The sequence below is a fragment of the Rhodococcus kronopolitis genome, from assembly GCF_042654025.1.
Classification (GTDB): domain Bacteria; phylum Actinomycetota; class Actinomycetes; order Mycobacteriales; family Mycobacteriaceae; genus Rhodococcus_G; species Rhodococcus_G kronopolitis.
On record NZ_JBHSFO010000007.1, the window covers coordinates 1 to 11898 of the forward strand.

At 69.3% G+C, this 11898-nt stretch carries 11 protein-coding genes; 2 read left to right on the forward strand and 9 right to left on the reverse strand.

Translation table 11 applies throughout. The annotated features are described in order from the left end of the window. From ACFO6S_RS13730 to secG, 6 genes are all read right to left on the reverse strand, one after another. Positions 1 to 177 (reverse strand): ATP/GTP-binding protein (locus tag ACFO6S_RS13730; RefSeq protein ID WP_378417880.1); only part of this gene is annotated, 177 nt, incomplete at its 3' end. A 16-nt stretch (positions 178 to 193) separates the two neighbouring features. After that, positions 194 to 574 carry a DUF742 domain-containing protein gene (locus tag ACFO6S_RS13735; protein ID WP_378417830.1) on the reverse strand — a complete coding sequence of 127 codons (381 nt, stop codon included), beginning with the start codon at positions 572 to 574 and terminating at the stop codon, positions 194 to 196. 7 nt (positions 575 to 581) lie between these two features. Beyond that, positions 582 to 1049 carry a roadblock/LC7 domain-containing protein gene (locus tag ACFO6S_RS13740; protein ID WP_378417832.1) on the reverse strand — a complete coding sequence of 156 codons (468 nt, stop codon included), beginning with the start codon at positions 1047 to 1049 and terminating at the stop codon, positions 582 to 584. Further along, complete coding sequence (locus ACFO6S_RS13745; protein ID WP_378417833.1) at positions 1046 to 3682, reverse strand: sensor histidine kinase; 2637 nt, start codon at positions 3680 to 3682, stop codon at positions 1046 to 1048. The genes ACFO6S_RS13740 and ACFO6S_RS13745 overlap by 4 nt, the downstream gene beginning before the upstream one ends. A gap of 395 nt (positions 3683 to 4077) precedes the next feature. After that, a complete protein-coding gene (gene ppc / locus ACFO6S_RS13750) occupies positions 4078 to 6879 on the reverse strand; it encodes a phosphoenolpyruvate carboxylase (RefSeq protein WP_378417835.1) in 2802 nt (933 codons plus the stop codon). 70 nt (positions 6880 to 6949) lie between these two features. Continuing rightward, positions 6950 to 7183: a preprotein translocase subunit SecG gene (gene secG / locus ACFO6S_RS13755; protein WP_378417836.1), complete on the reverse strand. Its 234-nt coding sequence runs from the start codon at positions 7181 to 7183 to the stop codon at positions 6950 to 6952. A 267-nt stretch (positions 7184 to 7450) separates the two neighbouring features. On the opposite strand from secG, the gene ACFO6S_RS13760 reads away from it, so the two are divergent. After that, a complete protein-coding gene (locus tag ACFO6S_RS13760; RefSeq protein ID WP_378417838.1) occupies positions 7451 to 8374 on the forward strand; it encodes a tyrosine-protein phosphatase in 924 nt (307 codons plus the stop codon). Positions 8375 to 8445: 71 nt separating this feature from the next. On the opposite strand, the gene ACFO6S_RS13765 is transcribed toward ACFO6S_RS13760, so the two are convergent. The 3 genes from ACFO6S_RS13765 to ACFO6S_RS13775 form a co-directional block, all read right to left on the reverse strand. Beyond that, positions 8446 to 10107, reverse strand: coding sequence for an FAD-binding dehydrogenase (locus tag ACFO6S_RS13765; RefSeq protein WP_378417839.1), 1662 nt, complete (start codon positions 10105 to 10107; stop codon positions 8446 to 8448). Positions 10108 to 10114: 7 nt separating this feature from the next. Further along, positions 10115 to 10738 (reverse strand): TetR/AcrR family transcriptional regulator, encoded by a 624-nt coding sequence (locus ACFO6S_RS13770; protein ID WP_378417841.1) that lies wholly within the window; start codon positions 10736 to 10738, stop codon positions 10115 to 10117. A 61-nt stretch (positions 10739 to 10799) separates the two neighbouring features. Continuing rightward, complete coding sequence (locus ACFO6S_RS13775) at positions 10800 to 11249, reverse strand: nitroreductase family deazaflavin-dependent oxidoreductase (RefSeq protein WP_378417842.1); 450 nt, start codon at positions 11247 to 11249, stop codon at positions 10800 to 10802. 110 nt (positions 11250 to 11359) lie between these two features. On the opposite strand from ACFO6S_RS13775, the gene speG reads away from it, so the two are divergent. After that, a complete protein-coding gene (gene speG / locus ACFO6S_RS13780; RefSeq protein ID WP_378417843.1) occupies positions 11360 to 11881 on the forward strand; it encodes a spermidine N1-acetyltransferase in 522 nt (173 codons plus the stop codon). Positions 11882 to 11898 lie beyond the last annotated feature (17 nt).

The following is an 11898-nucleotide window of genomic DNA, read 5'->3' on the forward strand; positions in this document are numbered from 1 at the left end:
GTCCATCGCCACCGTGGTGGTCGCCTTCTGCGGCGTCGCACTGAGATTGTCGACACCGACGGACGCATCGGTCACCAACGCCTCCGTCCGCAACGGCACGATCTCGGACACCGCACCGACCAGCGTGGTCTTGCCGACGCCGAACCCCCCGGCCACGACGATCTTCGTCGAGGTCACCCGGCCGGGTTGCACGCTAGATTTTCCGAAGTCCACCGAGGACCCTTTCAATGAGTTCACGACGTTCGCTGTCGCTGGCGTCTTCTGTCAGAGTGGCCAGGATTCGCAACTGGCCCGACTCGACCAGGTCCGCGACCAGCACCCGCGCGACACCGATCGGCACACCGACCCGGACCGCGATCTCGGCCACGGACGGCGACTGTGCGCACAATGCCACGATCGTCGTGTCCACGTCCCCGAGTTCCGCGTTTTGGTTCGCGGTGTCCGGCTGCGCCTGGATCAGCGCCTCGAGCGCCAACTCCACCGCGGGTCGGGTACGCCCGGACGTCAGCGCGTACGGCCGAACCAGGCTCGGCCCACTGCCGACCTGTTCGAAGTACTCGTCGTCCCTGGCCACTGCGAACTCAGCTGCCGGCGGCGGCCCGAGGCGCCGCCTGCGCGGAGGTGACCCGAGGCGCCGCCTGCACCGACGCGCCCACACGGTCGACCAGCAGCGCCATCTCGTAGCCGACCTGCCCGATGTCGCAGCCCGCCGAGGTGAGCGCCGCCAGGTGCGAACCGTCGCCGACGCTCATCAACAGCAGGTAACCGCGCTGCATCTCGACGACGGACTGGAGCACTCCGCCGCCGTCGAACAACCCGGAGACGCCTGCCGACAGGCTCGCAAGACCGGACGTCACCGCCGCCAGCTGCTCGGCCCGGTCCACCGGCAGGTGCGCGCTGGCCGCCATCCGCAGCCCGTCCGCGGACACCAGCACCGCGTGGGTCACACCCGACACGTCCCGCGCGAAGTTCGAGACCAGCCAGTCGAGCGAGCTGCCACCCGCGGATCCCTGATCCCGATTCGGCTCGGATCCCTGATCCGTGTTCATCTGTCTCCTTCGATGCTGTTGCGTTCGGCCTGGCTGGCGGCGCGGCCGTCGCGAATGCCCTGTTGGTGCCTGCTGAGCTTCTCGCGGATGGCTTCCGGGTCGCGCAGCCTCTCCGGCTGGTTGATCCTGTCGGCGTCCTCGACGCCACCGGGCACCAGTCGGTGGCCCGGCTGGCGCTGCGGCAGCCCCGTCGGGGTCCGCGGCTCGTCGCGCATTCCGGTGGCCCGGTTGGCGGCGTCCCAGCCCGCGTCCGCGGCGGACTTCCAGCCGGGGTTCACCTCGGCGTCGGTGGGGTCGGTGAGCCAGTCCGAGACCATACCCATGAAGATCGGCGTCGTCTCGGTGGACAGCAGGTCAGTCGACTCCTCCGGACGCGGGCGGGCCACGAAGAACGATGCCGTCTTCTCAGAGTTCAACCGGTAGCGGCGCCGACGCGACACGCCCTGCTCGTCGGCGGCCGGACCGGCCGCAGGCGCCGGACGGGCCGCCTGTGGCGGCGCCGGGACGGGGGCCGGTGCAACAACGGGTTGTGCGGGGGTCGCCCCGACCGCGTCGGACCGTTGCGGCAACCCGGACGTGGCGCCTGGGGTGCGCTGCGGCAACCCCGACGTGGCACCGGGGGTGCGCCGCGGCAACCCGTTCGTGGCTGGTCCGGGGGCGCGGTCCGTCAGCACGATGGGTCCGGGACCCACGGTGACATTGACCGGCGGCGCCGCCTGCACCGGCTGTCCGGTCCTGGCCGGGCCGGTCTCGACCACGCGGGTGTGCGATCCGGTTGTCGCCAACTCCATCGGCGAGACGATCACGGAGTGCGGGATGTGCACGCTCGCCGTGACGCCCGGATTCCGGACCGTGTCGAAGGTCGGGCGCAGCCGGACCGTCAGACCGTGCTGTGCGGCGAGCTCGCTGATGACGAACAGACCCATGTGCCGGGCGGTCTCGGCGCTCACCTCGCCGCCCGCGGTCAGCCGCTGGTTGATCGCGACCATCTCGGCCGGCGGAATGCCGATGCCCTGGTCGGAGATCTCGAGCAACAGGCCACCGTCGACGGCGCGGTCGAAGTTGAAGGTCACGCTAGATTCGGGCGGGGACGCCCGCAGCGAGTTGTCCAGCAGTTCCGCCAGCAGGTGCACGATGTCGGTGGCGACGGCACCGGCGATCGCACCCTGTGGCGGGTTGCCGACCTCCACCCGCTGGTAGTCCTCGACCTCGGACATCGCGGCCCGCAGCACGTCACCGAACTGGACGGGCTCGGAGCTGCCGCGGCGGGTCCGGGTGCCGGAGAGGATCAGCAGGTTCTCGCCGTTTCGCCGCATGCGCGCCGCGAGATGGTCGAGCCGGAACAGGCTCTCGAGGCGCTTGGGATCCTTCTCCTCGAACTCGAGGTTCTCGATCAGGCCCAGCTGCTGGTCGACCAGCGACTTGCTGCGCCGGGCCAGCGTCTCGAACATGTCGCCGATCTGCAGGCGCAGCTGCGCCTGCTCGCCGGCCAGCTTGAGCGCCTGGCCGTGCATGTCGTCGACGGCACGCGCGAGCTGGCCGATCTCCTCGGTGGTGTGCACCGGGATCGGCTCGAAGTCGGTGACCGCGGAGGTGTCGCCGACCTTGATCCGCTCGATCGCGTCGGGCAGGTCGTGGTTGGCGACCTGCAGCGCGCTCTGCTGCAGCCGTCGGATCGGCAGGACCAACGACTGCGCCACCACCAGACCGAGGATCACCGTGGCCAACAGCGTCGTGAGCACGAGGAGGCCGTCGCGAAGCGCCGCGCTCCGGGCCTGCTCGGCACGCTGGTCGACGGTGCTCACGATGTCCCTCGAGGACTCGTCGATCAGCGCACCGTAGATGTCGCGACTCTCGATGAGGGACTGACGAAGTTCGAGCATCGGCAACGGTCCACCCGCGGCCTTCTCGATCGCGTCGACGCGGTAGTTGACGCCGTCGCGGAGCACGTCGATCTGGCTTTCCTCCGTCTGGAACTGGGCGGCCAGAGTGTCGATCATCGCCCGCTCGGCGCCCGCCGCGGTCACCAGGTTCGTCAGCGGGGCATTCGGGTTCTTGACCAGTGTGATGGCACCGGTGACCTGGTCGGCAAGGCGCCGCTGCGCGGACCAGGAGCCGGTCAACCGGGCATGCGCCGACACCACGTCCGGATCCTCGATCGGTTCCAGGATCCCGTCGATGATCCCGGCAAGCTGCGCGCGGACCTCGGTGGTTCGCCGCGGAAGGTCCGGGGTGGTCGTACCCGACTCGATCTCTTCCGTCAGTTGTTCGACCGTCGTCAGGGCCCGGTCGAGATCTGCGCTCATCGCCGGGGAGAAGGCCGGGTTCCCGACCGCGGGGCGGGCGGCCGCCACGCCGTCCTTGACCGCCTGGATGTCCTGGGCGGTCATCGTCCCGGTACCCACCGCCGCCGAGGCGGTGCCGAGCGCGGTCCCGACCCCGACGATGGCCGGGATCTCGGCGACCTGTTCGGCGGCGGAACTGAACGCTGCCGCAGTGCTGATCTCGTTCTCCACCCGGAGACCGCCCAACACCACAGCCACGGTGACGGGCACGGCGAGGACCGCGACGACCTTCCATCGCAGACCGATGTTCAGCAGCCGGTTGGGCAGCCTCGACTCACTCTCAGGCATTCGAGCTCACTTTCTGGATCATCTGAGCCCACTTCTCCACGGCATGACACGACCGCACACACACCAACTCCAGGACTCCGCACCCCGACCGTGACCGGCGGACGCGCCGTGTGAGCAGGACACCCGGGGCGGCAACGGAGACTATCCGGGCAGGGACGTCTGAGTACAGCGCTCAACGGCCGTCGATCCGGGCTCGGGTGGACCCGTCAATTGCCGGGCGGACATATCGGCCCAATTCGAGAACCCAACAGTTCCATTGACCCCGTTCTGCCCCTTGCGTCCCATTCGCACCACGAGCCTAGCGTCGAATCGTGACACAACTCACAGTTCCGCGCTTTCCGGTGAGCGGACGCCGCGGCTGTCGGCGCGGGTTCCGCTCAGGTGGACGTCGACCGTCACCCACTGTTGCGCAGCGCGGTCGCGAGCCCGTTCATCGTCAGCTGGATCCCGCGCCGCACCTGGTCGCTGTCGTCCCCGGCCCGATACCGCCGCAGCAGTTCCACCTGCAGGTGGTTGAGCGGTTCGAGGTACGGAAACCGGTTGTGCACCGACCGCTTCACTGCGGGGTTGTCTGCGAGCAGGTCGTCACTGCCGGTGATCGCCTTGCACATCGCGACGGTTCTCGCATGCTCGGCGGTGATCTTCCCGAAGACCCGCTCGCGCAGCTCCACGTCCGCCACCAGTTCCGAGTACCGGGCGGCCAGTCCCATGTCCGACTTCGCCAGCACCATCGCCATGTTCGAGAGCACTGTCCGGAAGAACGGCCACCGCCGGTACAGGTCGGTGAGCCGCGCCAGGCGCACCGGATCACCGTCCACCCAGCCCTCGAATGCCGCTCCGGTCCCGTACCAGCCGGGCAGCATCACCCGCGCCTGGCTCCACGACAGCACCCACGGAATCGCCCGCAGGTCCGCAATCGTCTGGGTGGGCTTGCGCGAGGCGGGGCGGCTGCCGATGTTCAGCGCGCCGATCTCGGCGACCGGGGTGGAGGTGGTGAAGTACTCGACGAAACCCGGCGTCTCGTGCACCAGGTCGCTGTAGGCGACCCTGGCCCGCTCGGCGAGATCGTCGAGCAGCAGGTACGCGGGTTCGGCGTCGGCGCCGAGCCCCTCGACGTCGAGCAACGTCGACTCGAGGGTCGCGGCCAGCAACGTCTCCAGGTTCCGGTGCGCCAGTCGGGGTTCGGCGTACTTGGCGGCGATCACCTCGCCCTGCTCGGTGATCCGCAGCGACCCGGACACCGCCCCCGGCGGCTGCGCCAGGATCGCCTCGTAGCTCGGCCCGCCGCCGCGTCCGACGGTCCCACCGCGACCGTGGAACAGCCGCAGTCGCAGGCCCGCCGCGGACGCGGCCTCGACCAGGTCCAGTTCCGCCCGGTACAGCGCCCAGTTCGCGGCCAGGTATCCCCCGTCCTTGTTCGAGTCCGAGTAGCCGAGCATCACCTCCTGCCGCCACCCGCGGGCGAGAACCAAGGCCCGGTAGGCCGGCACCTCGAGCGCCGCAGTCAACGTGGCGGCGCCGCCGCGCAGGTCCCCGATGGTCTCGAACAGCGGCACGATTCCCACCGACGCCGACGGGCCGTCCGCCCCGTCGGCCGCCGACACCAGCCCCACCTCCTTGAGCAGGACCGCGGCCTCGAGCAGGTCGCTGACCGAGCTGCACATGCTGATGATGTAGTTCGGGAACGCTCCAGGACCGATGGTCCTCACGGCGTCCGCGCCTGCCGCCAGGATGGCGAGCTCGGAGGTGGCGAGTTCGCTCAGGGATGCGTCCGAGCCGGCCAGTGGCCGCCGGGTGCCCAGTTCGGCGGCGAGCAGGGCCACCCGCTCCGGTTCCGTCAGCGACAGGTAGTCCGGATGGGTGCCCGACCACGCCAGCAGCTCCGCCACCACCGTCTCGTGCACCTCCGAGTTCTGCCGCATGTCCAGTCCGGACAGGTGGAAGCCGAAGGCCTGCACCGACTCCCGCAGGACGGCGAGCCGGTCGTCGGCGATCAGCGTGTCCCCGTGGCCGCGCAGCGACGCGTCGATCGTGTCCAGGTCCGCGAGCAGCTCGGCCGGTGCCCGGTACGGCTCCAGCGGCGGAGCCGGGACGAGCGTCGGCAGCGCCGCGGCCGCCTCGCCGCCCAGCAGCACCCGCGCGGCGGCACTCACCCGGCCGCGCATTCCGCGCACCGCACGTCGGTACGGCTCGTCCGCGCGGAACGTCGAGTCGTCGCCGGAACTCGACGCCAGTGCGGTCAGCTCCGCCGTGACCGTCACCAGCCGCTCCGACATCGACAGTTCCCGCTCCAGCGACTCGAGCTCGCGCAGGTGATGGCCGAGCGCGGTGGCCGCGGCACGGTGGGTGGCCCGGTACACCACCTCCGCGGTCACGTAGGGATTGCCGTCCCGGTCACCGCCGATCCAGGACCCGGTCCGCAGCATCGGTTCGGGCAGCAGGTCGACCCCCGGCCAGCGGCCGCGCAGGGCCGAGCGCAGCTCCGCGTTGATCCGCGGCACCACCTCGAACAGGGACGCCTCGTAGTACCGCAGGCCCACCTCGATCTCGTCCTGGATGCGCAACCGGGAGAGCCTGATCAGTGCGGTCTGCCAGAGCGTGAGGATCTGCCGGTGCAGCGACCGCTCGATGTCCTCGGTCTCTGCCGCGTCGAGGTCTGCGCGGTCGTGCCGCCGCATCAACTCGGTGATCCGGCTCTGCGTCTCGAAGACGGTTCGCCGTCGAGTCTCGGTGGGGTGCGCGGTGATCACCGGTGCCACCAGCGCGCCGTCCAGCGCCCGGGCCACCACGACGGCGTCCAACCCCGCCGCATCGAGCTTGCGGTAGGTGGCCGCCAGGCTGCTGTCCTGCGGCGGCTCGCCTGCCCGCACGTGGATCGCGCGTCGGCGTTCCCGGTGCAGGTCCTCGGCCAGGTTCGCAAGCAACGCGAAGTGGCTGAACGCCCGGATCACCGGGATGGCGACGGCGGTGTCCAGGTCCGCGAACATCGCCGCGAGTTCGGCGCGGTCGATCTCCGAACGACGGACCCGGAAGGACTCGACGCGAGCGCGTTCGACGAGGTCGAACACCGCCGGACCGGCCTGTTCCCGCACCACATCGCCGAGGAGTCCGCCGAGAAGGCGGATGTCCTCACGCAGCGGTTCGGTTGCCGCACGAGACGGCTCGGATGGCGGGTCCTGCTCCGGCGTCCGGATCATCACCCCAGTATCGGCGACCACCGGTGCGTGCGCAGTGCGGGAACTCCCGGACCCCGCGGCGCCGGTCGACTCAGCTGTACTTGATCTCCAGGCCGATGCCGAGAATCGCGATGATCCAGATCAACGCCGTGAACAGGGTCAGCCGGTCCAGGTTCTTCTCGACCACGCTCGACCCGGAGAGGCTGGACTGCACGCCGCCACCGAAGAGGCTGGACAGGCCGCCGCCCTTGCCGCGGTGCAGGAGCACCAGCAGGATCAGCAGCAGGCTGGTGATAACCAGCAGGATGTCCAGGAACAGTTTCATTTCGGCTGTACTCTGCCCTTCGCATGACGGATACGGGCCGATCGTGTGACGGACACGGCCCTAAGCTGCCCCAGCCTACAGTCTGGCGCCGAACAATTCGGCACTCGGCGCGTACTGGTTCTCCCCGCACCGGGCGGACCTGTCCGCCCGGAACGAATTGTGGCCGCTGAGCGGGAGGAAACGGACATTCGCCGCGATCCCGGGCCGTGCTGTGGCTACCTTCCCGATCTGACAGGACTCGTCATCATCATCGGAAGGCCCACTTTCATGTCGCGACACAGTTCCAAGCTCGCCGCCGCACTCCTCAGCACCGCCGTCCTGACCGGAGTCGGCGGCGCGGGGCTCGCCCAGGCCCAGCCGGCCGTCCCGCCGGCCCTGGCCGCGCTGTTCGACTCCGGCTCCGCCGCGCTGGGCAGTTCCACCGAAGCCCCCGCGCCCGACGCGCCCCGGCTCGCGAGCATCGACAACTTCCGGGACGTCGCCGGGACCGGCGCGGGCTACGCGACCGCGGACGGCGGGCACGTGAACAAGGGCGCCTTCTACCGGGCGAACGCGATCGTGCCGAACGAGGCCGACATGGCCACCCTCACCGCCCTCGGGCTCTCCACGGTCTACGACCTGCGCACCGACGACGAGGTCGGCAAGAAGCCGGACGTGATGCCGCCCGGCGTCACCTACAAGCGCATCCCGATCCTGTCCGGCAACATCGACGAGATGCTCGGCAAGATCGAGAAGCCGGACGATGCCCGCAAGATGATGCAGGACATGAACGTGGCCTTCGTCAGCGGCACGGTCGAGAAGGCGAAGTTCGCCGAACTGTTCACCGAGCTGGCCAACACCGACGGCGGCGGCCAGGTGTTCCACTGCACCGCAGGCAAGGACCGCACCGGCTGGACGTCTGCCGTCCTGCTCACCCTCGCGGGCGTCGACCAGAAGACGATCATGGACGACTACCTGCTCACCAACGAGTACGTCAAGGACTCTGTCGCCAAGAGCATCGCGGGCCTGAAGGCCGCGTTCGGCGACAAGTACGTCAACTACATCCCGCTGGTGACCGTCGAGGAGAGCTTCCTGCAGGCCGGTCTCGACGAGATGGCGGCGACCTACGGCACGATCGACAAGTACCTGACCGACGGCCTGGGCCTGAGCACCGAAACCATCGCCAAGCTGAAGGCGAAGCTCGTCGACTAGCGGCGACTCCGCCGCTCGTGCGCGTTCGACGGGTCCGAAGGACGCGTCGAACGCGCACGAGCGCGCAGCGCCTAGGCCAGGTCGCGGGCGAGCGCGCGGCCGGCGGCCCGTCCCGAGAAGATGCAGCCGCCCAGGAACGTGCCCTCCAGCGCGTTGTACCCGTGCACGCCGCCGCCGCCGAACCCGGCGACCTCGCCGGCCGCGTACAGGCCGTCGAACGCGCTGCCGTCCGGCCGGATCACCTGCGAGTCCAGGTTGGTCTCCAGGCCGCCGAGGGTCTTGCGGGTCAGCAGGTTCAGCCGCACCGCGATCATCGGCCCGTGCTCGGGGTCCTGCAGCTTGTGTGGCTTGGCCACCCGGATGATCTTGTCCGGGGTGTAGGCGCGCGCGTTCTTGATCGCCATCATCTGCATGTCCTTGGAGTAGGAGTTGTCCACCTCCCGGTCCCTGGCGACGACCTCCCGCTCGACCTGCTCGTAGTCCAGCGGCGGGCCCGGGTTGATCGCGTTCATGCCGTCGACCAGGTCGCGCAGGTTGTCCCGGACGACGAAGTCCTCGCCACGGCTCTTGAACGCCTCGACCGGACCGGTCGCGCCCTTCTTCACCCGGCCGAGCAGCAGCTTGAGATCCTTGCCGGTCATGTCGGGGTTCTGCTCCGAACCCGAGAGCGCGAACTCCTTCTCGATGATCGACTGGGTCAGGATGTACCAGGTGTGGTCGTGCCCGGTGCCGACGATGTGCTCGAGGGTGGCAAGGGTGTCGAAACCCGGGAACAGCGGCACCGGCAGACGCTTGCCGGTCGCGTCCAGCCACAGCGAGGACGGTCCGGGGATGATCCGGATGGCGTGGTTCGGCCAGATCGGGTCCCAGTTGACGATGCCCTCGGTGTAGTGCCACATCCGGTCGCGGTTGACGATGTTGCCACCGGCATCCTCGGTGATCCCGAGCATCCGGCCGTCCACGTGGGCCGGCACCCCGGTGATCATCCGCTTCGGGGCCGGGCCGAGACGTTCCACGGGCCAGTTCTGCCGGACCAGGTCCTGGTTGCCGCCGATCCCGCCGGACGTCACGATCACCGCCTGCGCGCGCAACTCGAACTCCCCCGCCGGGGTGCGGTTGGACTGCACACCGCGCGGCTCGGCGGACGGTGCGAGGACGGTGCCCCGCACACCCACCGCGGCGCCGTCCTCGACAATCAGCTCGTCCACCTGGTGCCGGTGCTTGAACGTCACCAGACCCCGGGCGGCGGCCGCGAGCACCGGCTCACGGAACACCCGCACCACCTCCGGCCCGGTGCCCCAGGTGATGTGGAACCGGGGCACCGAGTTTCCGTGCCCGGTCGCCGAACCGTTGCCGCGCTCGGCCCAGCCGACGTTCGGCATCACTTTGAGACCCAGATCGTGCAGGTAGGAACGCTTCTCGCCGGCCGCGAACTGCACATAGGCCTGCGCCCACTGCCGGCCCCAGTGGTCCTCGCGCTCCCGGTCGAAGCCTGCGCTGCCGAGCCAGTCCTGCAGCGCCAGCTCGTAGGAGTCCTTGATCCCCATCCGCCGCTGCTCCGGGCTGTCCACCAAGAACAACCCGCCCAGCGACCAGAAGGCCTGGCCGCCGAGGTTGGCCTCGTTCTCCTGGTCGACCACCACGACGGACCGGCCGGCGCGGGTCAACTCGTACGTCGCCACCAGGCCGGCGAGCCCGCCCCCGACGACGATGACATCGGCTGTCTCGGACATCTGCACCTCACTTGTTCTCGCTGGGACTGTTGTTCTCACTGAAACTGCGCAGCACACACAAGAACAGCTCGGTGCGCGCGCTGACGATCTGCGGGTCGCCCGGTTCCATCAGGACCTGCACGGAGGTGCCGTCGTGAACGGCGACCAGCGCGCGGCCGAGCGCCTGCGGGTCGCTGATCCGACGTCCGGCACGCGCCAGCGCGGAGTCGACGATCGGCAGGATCGTCGCCTGGATCGCGGCCTCCCGGGCCGCCATCACCGATTTCAGGTCTGGGTTGCGCAGGGCGTGGGCCGTGAACTCGGCGGTGATCCGGTACCAGCGGTCCTCGACCGGGATCGCGGCGAGGATGCGGGCGGCGGCCTGGTCGAGGTCGAACGATTCGTCGTCGACGGTCGCCTCGGCGCCGGCGACCGCGTCTCGGATCCCGGCGAGCATCGCCTGCGACCGCTGCTCCCACATCGCGAGGAACAGCTCGTCCAGCGAGTCGAAGTTGGAGTAGAACGCGCCACGCGTGAAACCCGCACGCTCGCAGACCTGCTCGACGGTCGACCGGCCGAAGCCCTCCTCCGCGAACACGTCGAGCGCGGCGGCCAGCAACCGTTCCCGCGTCTGGGCTCGACTCCTCGGCATGCTCGATACATTAATGTATCGAATGCGCATCCGGAAGGGATGCCGGATGATTCGTCCGCGGTCAGCGCGGGGTGAGCACCACGATCGGGATCGGGCGGGTGGTGTGCCGCTGATAGGCGCTGTACCGGTCGCCGTTGTTGGCATCGGCGGCCGCGAACAGACGCGCATAGTCCGGGTCGTCGGGTCCGAGCAGTCGGGCGGTGACCGGGATCCGGGTCGTGCCCACCCGGATCGACGTGTCCGGGTGGGCCTTCAGGTTGAAGTACCACCCCGGCGACTGCGGGGCACCGCCCTTGGACGCCACGACGACGTAGTCCTCGCCGTCCCGCACGTAGGTGAGGCTGCTGACGCGCGGCCGCCCCGTCTTCGCGCCGACGGTGTCGAGCAGCAGGCACGGCACACCGAGGATTCGGTGCCCGATCCTGCCACCGGTGTGCTCATACACCCACTGGTGCACCCTCAGAACCTGCACGCCGATCTTCTGGAGCACCGGATTCTCTTCGAACTTCACTGCGCCACCTCCGCATCGTGTGCGATCAAGCGTAACCAGATCGGAGACACGCCGTCGGTGCGTTGACGAACGGACGGCGCCACCGACGCGGAGCGACCTAGACTTGGTGGATGGCCGACACGTCGACGACGGTGACCCTGCGCGCCCTGGAGCGCGCCGACCTGCCGTTTGTGCACCTGCTGTTCAACGACTTCCAGGTCATGCGTTACTGGTTCGAGGAGCCGTACGAGTCGCTCGCGGAACTGACGGACCTGTACGACCGGCACATTCACGACGAACGCGAACGGCGCTTCGTGATCGAGGGCGAGAGCGGCGCGGTCGGCGTCGTCGAGTTGGTCGAGATCGACCACATCCACCGCCACTGCGAGTTCCAGATCATCGTCGCACCGGGAAACCAGGGCCGAGGCTACGCCGGCGCCGCGACCCGCAAGGTGTTGTCCTACGCGTTCGGTGTGCTCAACCTGCACAAGGTGTACCTGCTCGTCGACACGGAAAACCATGCCGCCGTGCACATCTACGAGAAGACCGGCTTCACCGTCGAGGGCGTGCTGCGCGAGGAGTACTTCTCCGCGGGCAGGTACCGCGACGCCACCCGCATGGCGATCTTCCAACGAGACTTCCTCGGCACCTGAGCCGAAACGCCGGTGGG